Source organism: Haloferax sp. Atlit-10N, from assembly GCF_003586325.1.
GTDB classification, from domain to species: Archaea; Halobacteriota; Halobacteria; order Halobacteriales; family Haloferacaceae; genus Haloferax; species Haloferax prahovense.
In genome coordinates this window covers 344,899-359,994 of the sequence record NZ_PSYX01000002.1, presented here as the reverse complement: position 1 = coordinate 359,994, position 15,096 = coordinate 344,899, and the positions used below count along the sequence as shown (strand labels likewise).

The following is a 15,096-nucleotide window of genomic DNA, read 5'->3' as shown; positions in this document are numbered from 1 at the left end:
TCAAAAATGTACTGGCGTTTCGTGTCTCGTGTTGATGGATAGCTGCGCGACGTTGTCGTGTCTACACGAGACTATTCTCCTCCGCTCGGAGATAGTAACTTCATCTATCAATATTGAAAATAAATAACAATACAAACACTAGTTTTCAGGTATGGGCCAGTCACCCAGGAGATCGTAGTTTTCACCATATATCTCGAGACACCCTCAATAAACTATGTATGTCTCACATTTAATCAGCCATCTCAGCTATTTTCACCGTTATGTATTTCCCTATAGTGTTTCACATCGACAGTCGTCCCAGATAATCGAGCAAAAATAGATTACACTAGTGTTGGAGTATTGTATTAGTCTGTGTCAATTGGCCCGAGACAATACCGTGCTCGAAGAACGGTAGTAATCGACAAAAAGCACAAAACTATCGTGTGGCTCGTCTGCTCAGCACAGCAGAACGACAAACGATTTCAGTCCACGCCGAGCAGGTAGCGAAACCGTGAGTACGACACCGGACACGGCGGGCACGCGACGCGAGATACTGGGCATCGTCGTCGGCTTCTTCCTGCTTTCGACGGCGGCGGCGGCCTACGAAATCGCCCCGGCGAGCGTGCTGCCGGTGATTCAAGAGTCCCTCGGGCTGAGCGCGAGCGCGGCGGGGTGGCTCGTCAGCATCATGTACGCGACGGCGGTCGTCACGAGCGTCCCCATCGGCGTCGTCCTCGACCGCTTTTCGGTGCGCCGCGTGGTCGCGCTCGCGACCGTCGCCCTCGTCGTCGCCGGCGGGTGGGGCTGGTACGCGGCCACCGCCGGGGCGTACGGCTGGCTCCTCGTCTCACGGGTGCTCGGCGGGCTCGCGTACGTCACGTTCTGGAACGCGGGCGCGAACGTGGTCGGCAGCGCGGTCCCCCCGGAACAGCGCGCGACCGCGGTCGGCGTGTTCACCGCGAGCGCGCCCGTCGGCTTCGCCCTCGGACAGTTCGGGAGCCCGCTCATCGCGAACGTCGCCGGGTGGCCCGCGATTCTCCCGCTGTACGCCGCGGTCGCCGTCGTCGGCGTCGTGGTTTTCTTGCTCGCGACCCGCCGGCGCGTCCCCGGCGTCGACGCGCCCGCACCCGACCGGGCGGCGCTCCGCGAACTGTTCGGCAGCCGGGCGGTCTGGACCGTCTGCGCGCTCTGTTTTCTCGCCTACTCGCTGTACCTCTTCGTCAACACGTGGCTGCCGAGTTTCCTCGCCAGCGAGTTCGAAATCTCGCTGGCCGCGAGCGGCCTCTTGACCGCGCTGTTCCCCGCCATCGGCGCGGTCGCACGGTCGAGTAGCGGCGTGGTCACCGACCGCGTGTTCGGCGGTCGTCGCCGTCGCGTCATCGTCTCGTCGTTCGCCGTCGCCACGCCGGCGGTCGTCGCGTTCGCGTTCGTCTCGGAACTCAGCCTCGTCGTCGGCGCGGTCGTCGTCGTCGGCTTCGCCATCCAACTCGTGACGGGGCTCATCTTCTCGTACATCGCCGAACTCGTCGCCCCCGCGGTGCGGACCACGGCCGTCTCGCTCCTGACGAGCGTCGGCCTCCTGGGCGCGTTCGCCGCCCCCATCGCCGCCGGCGCGATTATCGACTACGCGGGATACGCGCCGGCGTTCGTCGCCGCCGGGGGCGTCGCCATCGCCGGCGTCCTGTTGGCGCTTCGAGCGCCGGAACCGAGCCGGGTGTGAGCCCACCGCCGTGTCGGCTCTATTGGGATATACCGCCGCTGATGGTTTGTCGAGACCGTGCTGAATACAGCGGGCGAGTCGGTCATCAGTCAGGCTATCAAATCGCCAATCCCAGCACGCAATTGGAGTGAACGGTAGTCTCACGAGAGTTAGAGTAGAAATAGGTTCTAACAGATTCTCGCAATCATTCGCCCTCGTCTGGACTGTCATCTATCTTGAGCTGTTCAACTGTTGATTCCGTTTTCGCAACGCGCTCCTCTAGTGCTGCCATTCGAGACTGGTAGTTTTCATAGGCAGATTTGAGTGGGAATCCGACGAATATTGTGCCGACGAGTCCGATAAAGAATCCGACCGGACCAAGCAGGAGGAAGCCAACAGCACCGACGAGAAATGAACCACCAACCATCAGGAGAGCGGTCCAGTCTATTTGACTCATATTTAATGTTGTCCTATTGATAGAAATAAACGTCCCGAAATCACAACGGATCCGCCGCGTCGTGCGTCCTCCCCACACCTGCCGCTCCCGTTCCCGCGACCATTTATATATTAACTATTCAGTTACTTTATGTATCTGTGCGTCAGACGACCACGTATGGCTCGCGCAGTCAACCCTGTTCGAACCGATTACTCGAACACCGAGATGAGCCTCATCGGGACGCTCCTCGTCGCTGGAATCTCGGTGCTCATGATACCGTTCGTACCGTTCATCCTCCTCGGTCTGGTGTGGAGAGCGCTCCATTAGGCGCGTTCCTCTCCCTCTAGGCCGCACGTCAGCACGTGTTTTTCCACCCGTTTGACGTCCGAGTCCGAACCCCCCGACGGGTGTCGGCGAAACGGGGTCGACGCCTCAGCTCCGAAGCGCGTCGACCGGGCGGTCGTTGGCGGCCTTCCACGCGGGGTAGACACCGCTCAGGACGCTCGCCACGACGGCGAATGCGAACCCGAACAGGAGGTACTGAGAGCTGCTCCAGTTGAACACGGCCATCGCGTCACCCGTGAGTAACTGGAACATGACCAGCCCGACCAGGAGCGACCCGAGCGCCCCGATCAACCCGCCGACAGCACCCATGAGGGCGGCCTCGGTCAGAATCATCCGGAGCACCTCACCACGGCGAATCCCGACGGCCCGGAGGACGCCGATTTCGCCGCGGCGTTCGACCGTGCTCATCAGCATCACGTTGAGGATGGCGACGCTCGCCACGACGAGCGAGATGGCACCGATAGCGAGCAGCGCGTAGTTGAGCGTGTTCAGGAACGTTTCGAGGCTGTCTAAGCTCCCGAACGTGCTCACGCGTAGCTCCTCGTCGTCTTCCTCGTTGAACTGGGAGTCGATCACGTCAGCGAGGGCCGTGGCCGCGTCGCTATTGCCGGCGACGACGGTCACGGTGTCGTAACCGTCCTGCTCAGAGAGCGCCGACATCGGCAACACGAGTTGGCCGCCACCGCCGCCGAAGCCACCCGACCCCTCGAGGAACCCGCTGATGCGGTATATCTGACCGTCGTACTCGACGGGGTCGCCGAGTTCGAGGTCGAGTGTCTCGGCGGTGCCGTTGCTGATGAGCGCCCCCGAAGCCAGCCGACTCGGTGCGTCGCCGTTCGTGAGGTTGTACAGCGCGGCCGCGTTCGTCACCCCCGTGACGCTCATCCGCGCCTCCTCGCCGTTTCGCGCGGTCAGCGTCGTCGAGTTCGACTTCTGTGGGACCACCTCCGCATCACTCACGATGTCTCGGAGCGTTTCGACCTGCGCTCGGGTGACGCCGTCGCTGGCGCTGTCCGCGCCGGAGGCAACCGTCACATCACCGCCGATAGAGCCGAGATCGGAGGTCGCCTGCTGTTGGAGTGCTGCACCCGCCATCCCGAGCGACGCAATGGAAATCACGCCGATGACGATGCCGAGTGCCGCCAGCACCGTTCGCGTTCGGTTGCGGCCGAGGTTGCGCCACGCCATGAGCGCGCTCGGATACCGCCACAGGTAATCGGCGATACTCACGGCTGAGCCACCTCTTGGATGACGCCGTCGACGATGCGGACGGTGGTGTCGGTGTAGTCGAGCATCTGGTCGTCGTGGGTGACCGCGACGATGGCGACGTTCTCGTCTTCCTTCAGCCGCGTCAGTTCTTCGAGAATCGTCTGACCGGTGTCCTGGTCGAGGTTCCCCGTGGGCTCGTCGGCCAAGAGGATATCCGGTTCGTTGATGAGCGACCGCGCGACCGCGACACGCTGTTGTTGGCCGCCGGACAACTGGTCGGGCGTGTGGTCTAAGCGGTCGCCGAGACCGACGCGACGGAGCAACTCAACCGCGCGGTCGTGCCTGTCTACCGAGGTGTTCCACATCGAGGGGAGTTCGACGTTCTCGACCGCCGTCAGCATGGGAAGCAGGTGGAAGTCCTGGAACACGAACCCGATTCCCGTCCGACGTTCTTCGGTGAGTTCGTCTTCGCTGAAGTCGGTCACGTCGCGGGCGTCAAGGTGGACGTGGCCCTCGGTGGGCGTATCGAGCAGTCCGATCATGTTGAGCATGGTACTCTTGCCCGAACCCGAAGGGCCGATGACGGTGACCATCTCGCCGCGGTCGGCGCTGAAGTCCACGCCCTTGAGCGCCTCAACCGTTTCCACACCACTCTGATAGCGCTTGATGACATCCTCGAGTTCGATGACGCTCATGACTGTTGTCGCCGCCAGTAGACACCAGCAGCACCGACCGCAACGGTGAGTGCGAGACCGAGCGCCGCCACGGAGAAACCGCTGCTGCCACCACCGGAACTACTGCTCGCGGCCGCATCGCCTTGCGCGGCCGACTCGCTCGATGCGAGGTCGACAGCGACCGTCCGGACGAACTGCTCACCGCCCGCAGAGTAGCGGATTTCGACGGGAAGGCTGTCGACTGAGCCGTTTGAACCCGTATCGGCAGTCAGTTCGAACGTGGCGAACTCGCTCGACTCGACGGTGCCGACGAAGTACTCGCCGTTCGGCGCGGCCGGGCTGACCCCGGCGGCGTCGCCGACGCTCATGAGCACGGAGTCTGCGTCACTGCTCCCGACGTTCGCGGCTTCGCCGCTCAGCGTGACGGTCGAACCGCTCCGCGTCGCTTCGATACCGGTCAGTTCGATGTTCGACAACTCGCGGGGGTTGTAGTCGATGGTCGTTTCGGTCGTGTGCGCGTTACCACCGGCGGTGTACGCGGCGACGATGGTTACCGCACCCGTGGGAATGTCGGTCCCGCTGAGTGCGAACGTCTGCGACGACTTGGGGTCGACGTCCGAGACGAGGGCGCGTTCAACCACCGTTCCGTCGACGACCGCCCGGAACTGAACGTCGGTGAGGCCGACGTTCCCATACTCTGTGAGCGTCGTCTGAATGACCGACGACCCGTTCGACTCGGCCACCGTCGCGGTGAGACCGGTGTCGATATCAGCGGTTTCGGCGGTCACCGCCTTCTCGACGGTCGCTGTCCGCGTTGCTCCGGTCGCGGTTTTGTACTGGACCGTGGCGCGGAGCGTGTGCTCACCGGCTTCGGGAAATGTCACGTTGTACGTGTAGTCGGCCTGCGAACCGGGCGCGAGCGAGGCGCTCACGCGCTTCGGGTCGTCCACATTCGCGTCGCCGCCGAGCGTGAGCTTGACGTTCGAAATCGCGTCGGTGTCACCGTTGGCGACGGTCACCCCGACGGAACGCTCGTCACTCGCGACGGGGTCAAGGGATTCGAACGAAATCGCGGCCTCGTCAGGGGTCTCGACGTCTACGTATATCGGGTAGCTCACCCGTGTGTATTCACCGCTTTGTCCTCTAACGGCCGCCTGAACAGTAAGCCGTTTTCTCCCCTCTTCGTCGAGGGTGACGCTCATGGGAACGCTCATCTCGCGTCCCGAGATGAGCGATCCGAGATCTTCAGCCCGCGCGTATTCGGCCCCGCTCGGATCGCGGAGATACACGTCGGTCACCTCGGCCGACTCGTCGCCGACGTTGCTCAGGTTGACGGTGACTTCGAACGGTTCGCCCGGTGCGGGGTCGCTCACGGACGCGTCGGCATCGATGGCGACTTGGGTCGCACCTGCCGTACTCGCGACGGCACCGACCGACGACGTGAGCAACAACAACGCGAACACAGCGGAGCAGAGTCGCTTCACCGAGACTCCACCTCGATTACGCTCCGGCGACGTGCGAGTCGTCGTCCACTCGATTGGCAGTGCAATACTCGAACATGGCCATCGGAGGCTGGCTGTCGTTTCACGAGAGAGCAAGCGGGAGATAGGTGATTAAACACCGACACAGATTTTCTGGGTCGGAAAGTTTGACCGGGTCACAGATGTCCGACTGCCGTCTCGCCCCGAGAGCATATAGGGCGACGCACGTTTTCTGGGCCAGAAAATCGACGCACCGATAAACATCACTCACGATGATATCCCGTTGTGTGTGAGGAGTCCGCATCGGAGGAAGTCTACCGCCTCCTCGACGACGAATACGCACGAACCATCCTCACGTCGACAGACACGACAGCGAAGTCCGCCAAAGAGCTTAGCGAAGTGTGCGACGCGTCGCTCCCGACGATTTACCGGCGCACCGAGCGCTTGATCGACTGCGGGCTTCTCGAAGAGCAGACCGAACTCGAAGGCGATGGACACCACTACAGCGTCTACAAAGCACGACTCAAGCGCCTCACGGTGGAATTAGAGAACAATGAACTCAAACTCACAATCGAAGAACGGGAGCCCGAAACGATGGCGGACCGCTTCACGCGAATCTGGGAGGAACTGTGATGCAACCGCTTCAGATTGACCTTCTTACGCTGCCGATACGCTACGTGACGCTGTTCGTCGCGTTCTTCGTCACAATCGTGATGGGTCTGTTTATCGTCTTCCAGGCCTACCACGGATACCGTCGGAACGCGAACCGACGAATGCTGTTTCTCGCGGTCGGCCTCGCGTTCGTCACCGTCATTCCACCGCTCATGTCGCTCGCCACCGCCTCGTTTGGGCTCCACGTCGACATCTACATGTTTTATCTGCCGCTCGGGACCGCGATAAGCCAAATCGTCGGACTGTCGTTTATCATCTACTCACTTGCGCTTCGGAGTGGGTCCTAGGGGTCAACCGAGTCCGAGACGCTTCCGACTTCCGTGTCGTTCGCACGCGCTTCAGAACCCGTCCAGCACCGGAGGCGACTCGGTCTCCGTCGTTCTCGGTTGTGAACCGTCCACGGAGTGGAGAGACTGTTCGTCTCAGGGAACATCATACCAAATATCATTGATGTAGTTATATATTTCATATTCTTGCTGTCATTTCTATCCACAGATACCTACTAATGAGAATTATGCGGCCCAGAACTGCTTATATACAGATATTATATTAGAGTTCCTTCCTCCACTCAGATAATCCCTAAACACACATGTTAGGGATTGGGAACGACTATTTCTACGTAATAGCTGGATTGCCTCTAAAGTGTCAGATAAGAGTTTATTGTTTGTTTTATCCAATTATTATATGTTCAGCTCTCGAAGCGAGAGACACAGGTCCCCACGAGGGCACTACCCCCCGCGGTCGAACTCGTCGACGTGAATGCAGGCGCCCTTGTTGCCGCCAGTCGCGCCCACCACGTCGCCAGGCGTCGAATCGGCCGCGAGCCCGGGCGGCCGTCTACTGATCGAGGTCGAAGTCGTTCTGGACGAGTTCGACGAGTCGTTCGATGGCCTGTTCACCGTCGCTGCCGTCGGCGGTGATGACGATTTCCTCGTCCGGGCCGACACCGAGCGAGAGGACGGCGATGCTACTTTTCGCATCTACTTCCGTCTCCCCGCCAGCTTTCCGCACGGAGATGTCCGTCTCGAACTTCGACGCCGTCTGGACGAACATCGACGCGGGGCGCGCGTGGAGACCGGTCTCGTGCTCTACGACTACTGTCGCTGATTTCGCTGCCATCCGTGCGCGCATTTCCCACGCCGGCACTAAGGCTTTTCCGCTAGGCGAGCGTTTTTGCCGGCGGACACGGACTAGACGCGTGCGATGTTCGCAAGCGCAGCGTATTCAGCGATAGCTACGAGGGACCGATGAGCGACCGCCGAATCTCGGGCGTCGGGGTGACGCCACTGCTCGGTGTCGGCACGGTCGTCCAGTACGATTCGACAGTCGACCTCGACGATGACGAACGGTTGGCGGCCGACCCCGAGACCGAACGTCGGCGGTTCGAAGAGGCACGGGAGACGGCGGCGGACGAACTCGCCCGCGAGCGGTCTCGGACGGCCGAGCGCGTCGGCGCGGAAGAAGCGGAGATATTCGATGCGCACCAGCAGTTCCTCGCCGATCCACAGATAACCGAGGGCGTCGAGACCGCACTCAAAGACGACGGCGTCACCGCCGAGCGCGCCGTCTCGCGGGCGTTCGAGGACCCAATCGCCACGTTCGAGGCCGCAGACGGGATGTTCGCCGAGCGCGCGGACGACCTCCGCGACGTCCGCGACCGACTGCTCCGCATCCTGCTCGACCGCGACCGGGTCGACCTCTCGGCGCTCCCCGAGGGAACGGTGCTCGTCGCAGAGCGACTCACCCCGAGCGATACCGCACAGCTAGACCCCGACGCCGTCGCCGGGTTCGTCACGGTCGAGGGAGGACGAACCTCCCACGCCGCCATCATGGCACGGTCGCTGGCGATTCCGGCGGTGGTCGGCGTCGGCACCGACGTGCTCGACCTTGCTGACGGCACGCGTCTCGTCGTCGACGGCACCACGGGCGACGTGACCGTCGACCCAGACGCCGACGCCGTCGCCGCGGCGCGGGAATCGAGCGGTGCGACGGTTCAGCACGACCCCGTCACGACGGCCGGTGGCCGGCACGTCGAAGTCGCCGCGAACGTCGGGACGCCGCGGGAAGCGGTGGCGGCCGCCGAACGCGGTGCGGACGGCGTCGGGCTCTTTCGAACAGAGTTCCTCTTTCTCGACCGGGAGACGCCGCCGAACGAAGACGAGCAGTACGAGGCACTCAGCGAGGTGTGCGAGACGTTCGCTGGGTCGCGCGTGGTCGTCCGAACGCTCGACATCGGGGGCGACAAGCCGATTCCGTACGTCGACTCCGACCCCGGTGACAACCCGTTTCTCGGCGTTCGCGGCGTCCGGTTCGCGCCGGGCGAGCGACCCGAACTGTTCGAAGAACACGTCCGCGCGATTCTGCGTGCGGCCGCCGGGCCGGCGCAGCTCGCCGTGATGTTCCCGCTGGTGTCGACAGTCACCGAACTCGACGCGCTTCTCGACGAAGTGAGCGCAATCGCCGCGGAACTGGACGAGGCGGGCGTCGACTACGCGGTTCCCGAACTCGGCGCGATGGTCGAGACGCCGGCGTCGGTCTTTCTCGCCCACGAGTTCGCCGACCGCCTCGACTTCCTCAGTATCGGGACGAACGACCTCACGCAGTACGTGATGGCTGCGGCCCGCGACGACGACCGCGTCGCCTCCTTACACGACCCGCTTCACCCGCCGGTCCTCCGCGCCATCGCGCGGACGGTCGAGGCCGCCCACGAAGGTGACGCCTGGGTCGGTATGTGCGGTGAGATGGCCGGCGACCCGGCCCTCACCGAACTGCTCGTCGGGCTCGGCCTCGACGAACTGAGCATGAGCGCCGTGACGGTTCCCGACGTGAAAGCGGGCGTCCAGGGCATCGACGACGAGTCGGCGGCGGCGCTCGCCGAGGCGGCCCTCCGCGCCGAGACCCGCGAGGACGTGCGAGCGCTCATCGACTGAGAACTGGAGTGGAGTACTGGCCGCTCACTCGTCGTGACGCGCCACTCCATGGCGTCTCGTCTTTTCAGCCGTCGAAATCGACACAGCGCTCGACGACGAGGTCGAGCAAGCCGTCGGCGTCGCGGCGCTTCGTCATCTCGGCGAACTCCTCGGCCTGAAAGAGTTTGGCGAGGTTCGAGAGGAACGACGAGTAGCCGTCGGTGTCGGTCACGAGGAGTAACACGACGACTTCGGCGGCGACGCGCTCGTCGGGGTTGTCCATGCTTCGGAACGCTATCGACTCGCCCGCGGGCGGCAGTCCGAGGAGCACGGCCTGTTCTGTGACGTGGTCGGGGTCGGCGTGGGGGATGGCGATGCCGAATCCCATCGTCGGAATATCGAGTCCCGTCGGGTAGTCGGCTTCGCGTGCCAGAAGGGCGTCGGCGTAGCTCTCGTCGGCCCAGCCTTGGTCGTAGGCGTACGCGCCAAGTTCCGTGAGGACCGCTTCGTCCGTCTCGCCAGTCAGTTCGAGGCTTTCGGTTCGCATCGATGAGTCGTACGCGGGTCTCCGAGAAAAGTGTTGGTACCGGTTCGCCGACGGTTCGGCGAAGCACGGTGTCTCGTCGCGGTCGGGCCGCGGACGTCAACGGGGAACTGCGCGGTTAGTCGTCGGAGCGACCCTCTGCGCCCGCCGTGTCGACAGTCGAGCCGATTTTGTTGGGCAGGAGGCCACCGCCCTTGCCGGTGTGACGACGTTCGACGGTCTCCTGCGCTTTCTCTTCGGACGCACCGGCGACCATGTACATCCGCTGGGGCCACGTCCGAAGTGCGACCCAGATGCCGAGGACGATGACGAGTCCGACCGCGAGGGCGACCGGTGCCGGGATGAGGGCCAGGATGCCCGTCGCGGGCGACCCCGCGTCAGCGACGGGCGACGTGATGAGCCCGCGGCCACCGAGGTCGAAGCCCGCGCTTCCCGCCGCCTGCGTCAGGAGGGGAGCCACCGCGGAAGAGATGTAGTGCAGCGGAATGAGCAGGATGGTCCCCGTGACGACCATCTTCACGATGTTGCCGTTCATGATGGGAACCATCAGCGCGAAGAAGAACGGGAACGTCGCCAGGTCGATTCCCCACAGGACGTCGTTGCCGGGGAGGATGATCGACATCACGATGGCGATGGGAACGATGAGCAGGCTGGACGCGATGACTGACTCGTGGCCGATCAGGATGGCCGAGTCGAGGCCGATCGCCATGTCGCGGTCTTCGAACCGCGAGGTCATGTAGTTCCGAATCGACTCCGAAAGCGGCGTCAGCCCCTCCATGAGGATGCCGACCATCATCGGGAGGATATGCATCACCGCAGCGAACGAGATGCCGGCGGTGAGGATGGCGTACCAGCTCTCGGCGACGAAGAGCGCGTTACTGTAGGCGGCGATACCGATGACGAGTCCGATAGCGAGACCGACGAAGATTGGTTCACCGAGGATGCCGAACCGGTCTTGAATCGCGTCGGGGTCGGCTTCGATGTTCCCGAGCGGCGTCTTATCCACCGCCCAGTGAATCGGAATCGCGGCGACGGCGTAGGGTGCCGAGGTCCCGTGCGGAATGGAGATGCCGGGCGTGTCGAACGTCTCTTCGACGGCCGGTTGCGTCCAGTCCGCGGCCACGAGGACGAACAGCCCCAGTGTCAGCCCGACTGCCACCGAGTACAGCCAGTTGTTCGTGCTCATGTAGACCAGCCCGCCGATGAAGGCGAAGTGCCAGTAGTTCCAGATGTCCACGTTGAGCGTGTAGGTGAAGCCGATAGCGAAGAGGACGAGGTTCATCGCCACGAACAGCGGAATCATCCAGACGCCGAGTTCCGCGATACCGAAGGCGATGGCTGCGGCGGCGGGCCAGCCGACGTCGACCGCCGGCAGCGTGATACCGGTCACCTCGACCATCTGTTGGGCCAGCGGACTGATGTTCTCACTGAACAGCCCGATGACGAGATTGATGCCGATGAAGCCGATGCCGATGAGGATGGACGAGCGCGCCGCCTTCAACACGTCCACCCGGAACGCGAGCGCGATGAGGAAGATGATTATCGGAAGGAGGACGCTCACGCCCAACGATTGGATTACGCTGTTGATAGAATTCAACAGGGAACTCACACCACTCTGTAAGAGTACTTCTGGTACTGCCATGCTATTAACTCACAACCCTGTCTCAGGATGAGAGTGATCCCACATAAACATTGCTATCGTTCGTGAAAAATCAGCGTCGGCGACGTATCAATCAGTCTTGGAGCGCCGCGACGATGTCGTCGAGGACCTCGTCTTGACCGATACCGGTCATGAACGCCGTCGTGTGGATGACCGGGATGTCGAACTTGTCTTTGTTGAGTTGCGTCGTGGTGACGATGAGGTCGAAGTTCCCCGAGGAGACCTTACCAGGAGCTTCCGTCGCCTTCGCCTTGGCAATGGTCCCGATGTCGAGACCACGCTCCGGGAGCTTCTCTTTCAACGCTTCCTTGACGACCGTCGACGTTGCGACCGATGTGCCACACACTACGAGGATGTTTTTCGTTGTCATTGACGTGTATTGCACATCATCGATGATCACTAAAAAGATTGCGCCGGTCTGACGCGCCGCAGTCACCGAGCGGAGCGAGACGGGGCGGCCCGCTGTCGGCGGTCGTCTCAGGGGAAACTCGCGGCGATGTCGCGGAGGAGCGACTCCGGGTCCGACGCGAGCGACACGGCCGACGCTGCACCGGTCGCATGGCCACCCTGTTCGAAGGCGAGGCGGACGTCCTCGGCGGTCGAGATGCCGCCGCCGACGAGGACGCGAGTGCGCGGGTTCTCCGTCTCGACCATCGACATGAAGTCGCGAACGCGGTCGGGGTGGGTCTGCGTGATCGCGCGGTCCGACGAGATGTCTTCGGGCATCTCGTATATCATCGAGTCGGGGTCGAACTCCGCGACCGCGCGACCCATCTCGATGCTGTCAACGCAGACGACCGAGTCGAGATCGAGGTCGCGGCAACGCTCGATTTTCCACACGAGGTCGGACAGCGTGTCGCGGTTCTCGGCGTGGTTGATGACGACGCCGTCGGCCCCCGCGTCCGCGACGGTCTCCGGGAGGATTTTCCCCATCCCGCGACCGGGCTCGACGGCGTCCATCGCGGGCGCGGTGACGGCGAGGTCAGTGTGTTCGGTTATCAGTCGGATGTCCGGCAGTTGGGGCGTCAACACGAAGCGCGCGTCGGTCTCCGCCTCTATCGTTTCGAGCATCCGCGCGAACGAGAGCGCGTCCTCGCCGCTCGTGTCCGGGTACACCTTGAAGTTGACCTGAAAGTGGGGGTACGGAAGGTTCATCAGTGGGTTTGAGGGGTGGTTCGGCGGGTCATAGCAACGTCTCCGCCTCTTCGATGGTCGCGCCCTCGTGGACGATAGCCGAGAGTGCGTCGATGATGGCGGCAGGGTCGTCTCGCTGCCAGACGTTGCGGCCGAACATCACGCCCTGCGAGCCGGCTTCGACGGCACCGTGGACCATCTCCAGTACCTCTCGGTCCGTCTCGACGGTGGGGCCACCGGCGATGTACGTCGGCACCGGCGCGTTGTCTACGATGCGCTCGAAGCCCGTGGGTGGATACGGCGTCTTCAGGATGTCCGCGCCGAGTTCGAAGCCCAGGCGGTTGGCGTTGGCGAGGTAATCGGTGTCGAACTCGTCGTCAGCGCGCTGCCCCCAGAGGGTCGGCTCGACGATGAGCGGAATCCCCGCGTCGTCGCAGCCCTCGGCCGCGGCCGCGACAAACTCGGCGTTCTCCTTCAGCACGTCGGGGTCCTCCCGGCCGAAGACGAGCGCGACCTTCGCGGCGTCGGCCACGTCGGCGCAGTCCTCGACGCTGAACACCTGAGAGTGGATTTCGGCGTTTTCGATATCGCCCGGCATCGTCGAGTCGTACAGGAGGTCGAGCGTGCCGATGGTGTGGACGTCGGCGGCGGCGATTCGGTCCTCGAAGCGCTTCAGGAAGGGAACGCTCGCCAGGATACCGTCGGGGCCGGCGTCCAACACCGTGTCGAGGAGCGCCGCGGGGTCCTCGAACCCCTCGAGGGAACCCCAATGGAGGCCGTGGTCGATAGCGACAGTCACCGATCGTCCGAGTGGTTGGTCCGTCATGGCTATTGTAGAATCGTCGTGGTAATCGTTCGCTCGCGCGGGCCGCACAGTTCGAAGAACATGACCTCCTCCCAGGTCCCGAGGTCGAGCTCTCCGTCGCGGAGGACGAGAAGGACCGGTCGCTTGATCATCGCGGAGATGAGATGCGCGTGAGCGTTCGGCTGCTCGCCCGCGGTGATGTGGTCGAGGTCGTGGTAGTAGCCCTCGTCCGGGGGGGCGATCTCCTTGAACTTGTCAATCATGTCGTCGAGGAGCTTCTCTTCGTACTCGTTGGTCGAGAGCGCCGCAGACGTGTGCGGCGTCGACACGTACACGAGTCCATCGGTCACGCCGAGGTCCTCGATGGTCGCTTCCACCTCGGGAGTGACGCTCAGAATCTCGAACCTGCTGTGGCTCTCGATGGAGAAGCTCTCTGTCTGTATCTCCATACACCGTAGCTCAGAGAGTGAGCGTAAATAGTTTTTGCCGACAGTTTTCCGAACACCGCACAGCGGCCCTTAGACACCAAATACCTCGGTTCCACGCTTCTTGCTCCGCCGTTCGAACGGTGTCGACGGTTCGCCCCGCTGTCTCGCCGAGTCGAACAGCTGTTCTACTCAATGGAACAAACTATTTAGGGTTGCCTCGACGACACGCAGTCATGACAGAGAACGCGCCCCACCGGGTCGAAACGAGTCGGAAGACGATTCGGGTGCTCGACGCGCTCCGAGAACACGGGTCAAGCAGCGTGACGTTCCTTGCTCGGGAACTCGATATGAACAAGAGCACGGTCCACAACCATCTCAGCACGCTCGAAGCCGAGAAGTTCGTCGTCCGCGACGGGACCGATTACGATCTGAGTCTCCGCCTGCTCGGATTCGGGGGGTACGTACAGCACCGCCACCCGCTGTATCAGGTGGCGAAGCGCGAGGTCCACCGATTGGCGTCCCAGACGGGCGAACTCGCGAACCTGATGGTCGAGGAGTACGGACAGGGAGTCTATCTCGCCTCCGAACAGGGTGAGCGGGCGGTCGATTTAGACATCTATCCCGGCCTCAGACGGCCGCTTCACGCCATCGGACTCGGAAAGGCGATACTGGCGCACCTCCCTCCCGAGCGCGTCGACGACATCATCGACGAACACGGCCTTCCCGCGGAAACCGACCAGACAATCACCGACAGAGCGGAACTCGACGCACAGTTGGCGACGGTCCGTGACCGGGGCTACGCCGTGGACAACGAGGAACTCATCCGAGGGCTCCGGTGCGTTGGCGCACCCATCATCGCAAAAGACGGGACCGTCCTGGGTGCAATCAGCGTCTCGCAGCCCGTCAGCCGCATGAATAACGAACGGTTCACCGACGAGGTTCCCGACATCGTCCAGAGCGCCGCCAACGTCATCGAACTCCACGCGAATCACTAGGGATTACATGTATATTTTTGTAATGCTCGTTTCGACTACGCTTGCAGGCCGCCGCCGGCCCTGACGATGCGGTTCAGACGGGGTGAACGGCTGTTCTTAGATACAGAATAGAGAGAATGCCGACGA

Annotated in this window: 17 protein-coding genes; 6 read left to right on the top strand and 11 right to left on the bottom strand. The window is 62.7% G+C overall.

Annotated elements, in window-relative coordinates; translation table 11 throughout:
- The first annotated feature begins 490 nt into the window (after positions 1-490).
- The gene (locus C5B91_RS08860) at positions 491-1,699 is read left to right on the top strand and encodes a nitrate/nitrite transporter (RefSeq protein ID WP_008096111.1); all 1,209 of its coding nucleotides are present in this window, start codon (positions 491-493) and stop codon (positions 1,697-1,699) included.
- Positions 1,700-1,883: 184 nt separating this feature from the next.
- On the opposite strand, the gene C5B91_RS08855 is transcribed toward C5B91_RS08860, so the two are convergent.
- Entirely contained in the window at positions 1,884-2,135 is a 252-nt protein-coding gene (locus C5B91_RS08855; protein ID WP_050459383.1) for a DUF456 domain-containing protein, read from the bottom strand.
- 156 nt (positions 2,136-2,291) lie between these two features.
- Here C5B91_RS08855 and C5B91_RS22385 point away from each other — a divergent pair, with 156 nt between their 5' ends.
- On the top strand, positions 2,292-2,441 hold the full coding sequence (locus tag C5B91_RS22385; RefSeq protein ID WP_181950676.1) for a hypothetical protein: 150 nt from the start codon (positions 2,292-2,294) through the stop codon (positions 2,439-2,441).
- A gap of 105 nt (positions 2,442-2,546) precedes the next feature.
- On the opposite strand, the gene C5B91_RS08850 is transcribed toward C5B91_RS22385, so the two are convergent.
- Genes C5B91_RS08850 through C5B91_RS08840 form a run of 3 tightly spaced genes read right to left on the bottom strand, consistent with a single transcriptional unit; the run spans position 2,547 to position 5,826 of the window.
- Positions 2,547-3,689, bottom strand: coding sequence for an ABC transporter permease (locus tag C5B91_RS08850; protein WP_115819674.1), 1,143 nt, complete (start codon positions 3,687-3,689; stop codon positions 2,547-2,549).
- Positions 3,686-4,363 carry an ABC transporter ATP-binding protein gene (locus C5B91_RS08845; RefSeq protein ID WP_008096114.1) on the bottom strand — a complete coding sequence of 226 codons (678 nt, stop codon included), beginning with the start codon at positions 4,361-4,363 and terminating at the stop codon, positions 3,686-3,688. The genes C5B91_RS08850 and C5B91_RS08845 overlap by 4 nt, the downstream gene beginning before the upstream one ends.
- Positions 4,360-5,826, bottom strand: a complete 1,467-nt coding sequence (locus C5B91_RS08840; protein ID WP_049913648.1) for a hypothetical protein — start codon at positions 5,824-5,826, stop codon at positions 4,360-4,362. The genes C5B91_RS08845 and C5B91_RS08840 overlap by 4 nt, the downstream gene beginning before the upstream one ends.
- Before the next feature lie 282 nt (positions 5,827-6,108).
- Between C5B91_RS08840 and C5B91_RS08835 the strand changes: the two genes are divergently transcribed.
- Entirely contained in the window at positions 6,109-6,456 is a 348-nt protein-coding gene (locus C5B91_RS08835) for a transcriptional regulator (RefSeq protein WP_008096117.1), read from the top strand.
- Entirely contained in the window at positions 6,456-6,782 is a 327-nt protein-coding gene (locus C5B91_RS08830) for a hypothetical protein (protein WP_008096119.1), read from the top strand. Before C5B91_RS08835 ends, C5B91_RS08830 begins: the two co-directional genes overlap by 1 nt.
- Before the next feature lie 550 nt (positions 6,783-7,332).
- On the opposite strand, the gene C5B91_RS08825 is transcribed toward C5B91_RS08830, so the two are convergent.
- Entirely contained in the window at positions 7,333-7,614 is a 282-nt protein-coding gene (locus C5B91_RS08825; RefSeq protein ID WP_081909148.1) for an HPr family phosphocarrier protein, read from the bottom strand.
- A 128-nt stretch (positions 7,615-7,742) separates the two neighbouring features.
- Between C5B91_RS08825 and ptsP the strand changes: the two genes are divergently transcribed.
- Positions 7,743-9,425 carry a phosphoenolpyruvate--protein phosphotransferase gene (gene ptsP / locus C5B91_RS08820; protein ID WP_115819675.1) on the top strand — a complete coding sequence of 561 codons (1,683 nt, stop codon included), beginning with the start codon at positions 7,743-7,745 and terminating at the stop codon, positions 9,423-9,425.
- Between the two features lie 64 nt (positions 9,426-9,489).
- Here the strand turns inward: ptsP and C5B91_RS08815 are convergent, their stop codons facing one another.
- The 6 genes from C5B91_RS08815 to C5B91_RS08790 form a co-directional block, all read right to left on the bottom strand.
- Entirely contained in the window at positions 9,490-9,951 is a 462-nt protein-coding gene (locus tag C5B91_RS08815; protein WP_115819676.1) for a PTS sugar transporter subunit IIA, read from the bottom strand.
- Between the two features lie 115 nt (positions 9,952-10,066).
- Entirely contained in the window at positions 10,067-11,509 is a 1,443-nt protein-coding gene (locus C5B91_RS08810; protein WP_049913649.1) for a PTS galactitol transporter subunit IIC, read from the bottom strand.
- Positions 11,510-11,681: 172 nt separating this feature from the next.
- Complete coding sequence (locus tag C5B91_RS08805; RefSeq protein ID WP_008096130.1) at positions 11,682-11,978, bottom strand: PTS sugar transporter subunit IIB; 297 nt, start codon at positions 11,976-11,978, stop codon at positions 11,682-11,684.
- A gap of 107 nt (positions 11,979-12,085) precedes the next feature.
- On the bottom strand, positions 12,086-12,763 hold the full coding sequence (locus C5B91_RS08800; protein ID WP_008096132.1) for a triose-phosphate isomerase: 678 nt from the start codon (positions 12,761-12,763) through the stop codon (positions 12,086-12,088).
- A 28-nt stretch (positions 12,764-12,791) separates the two neighbouring features.
- Positions 12,792-13,568 carry a class I fructose-bisphosphate aldolase gene (locus tag C5B91_RS08795; protein ID WP_115819677.1) on the bottom strand — a complete coding sequence of 259 codons (777 nt, stop codon included), beginning with the start codon at positions 13,566-13,568 and terminating at the stop codon, positions 12,792-12,794.
- Positions 13,569-13,570: 2 nt separating this feature from the next.
- Positions 13,571-13,996, bottom strand: coding sequence for a secondary thiamine-phosphate synthase enzyme YjbQ (locus C5B91_RS08790; RefSeq protein WP_004967184.1), 426 nt, complete (start codon positions 13,994-13,996; stop codon positions 13,571-13,573).
- A gap of 212 nt (positions 13,997-14,208) precedes the next feature.
- Between C5B91_RS08790 and C5B91_RS08785 the strand changes: the two genes are divergently transcribed.
- Positions 14,209-14,970 (top strand): IclR family transcriptional regulator, encoded by a 762-nt coding sequence (locus C5B91_RS08785; protein ID WP_008096140.1) that lies wholly within the window; start codon positions 14,209-14,211, stop codon positions 14,968-14,970.
- Positions 14,971-15,096 lie beyond the last annotated feature (126 nt).

Coding starts and splice junctions, on each gene's coding strand:
- C5B91_RS08785 (WP_008096140.1), top strand. CDS start 14,209: ATGACAGAGAACGCGCCCCACCGGGTCGAAACGAGTCGGAAGACGATT.
- C5B91_RS08790 (WP_004967184.1), bottom strand. CDS start 13,996: ATGGAGATACAGACAGAGAGCTTCTCCATCGAGAGCCACAGCAGGTTC.
- C5B91_RS08815 (WP_115819676.1), bottom strand. CDS start 9,951: ATGCGAACCGAAAGCCTCGAACTGACTGGCGAGACGGACGAAGCGGTC.
- C5B91_RS08825 (WP_081909148.1), bottom strand. CDS start 7,614: ATGGCAGCGAAATCAGCGACAGTAGTCGTAGAGCACGAGACCGGTCTC.
- C5B91_RS08830 (WP_008096119.1), top strand. CDS start 6,456: ATGCAACCGCTTCAGATTGACCTTCTTACGCTGCCGATACGCTACGTG.
- C5B91_RS08845 (WP_008096114.1), bottom strand. CDS start 4,363: ATGAGCGTCATCGAACTCGAGGATGTCATCAAGCGCTATCAGAGTGGT.
- ptsP (WP_115819675.1), top strand. CDS start 7,743: ATGAGCGACCGCCGAATCTCGGGCGTCGGGGTGACGCCACTGCTCGGT.
- C5B91_RS08795 (WP_115819677.1), bottom strand. CDS start 13,568: ATGACGGACCAACCACTCGGACGATCGGTGACTGTCGCTATCGACCAC.
- C5B91_RS08800 (WP_008096132.1), bottom strand. CDS start 12,763: ATGAACCTTCCGTACCCCCACTTTCAGGTCAACTTCAAGGTGTACCCG.
- C5B91_RS22385 (WP_181950676.1), top strand. CDS start 2,292: ATGGCTCGCGCAGTCAACCCTGTTCGAACCGATTACTCGAACACCGAG.
- C5B91_RS08805 (WP_008096130.1), bottom strand. CDS start 11,978: ATGACAACGAAAAACATCCTCGTAGTGTGTGGCACATCGGTCGCAACG.
- C5B91_RS08855 (WP_050459383.1), bottom strand. CDS start 2,135: ATGAGTCAAATAGACTGGACCGCTCTCCTGATGGTTGGTGGTTCATTT.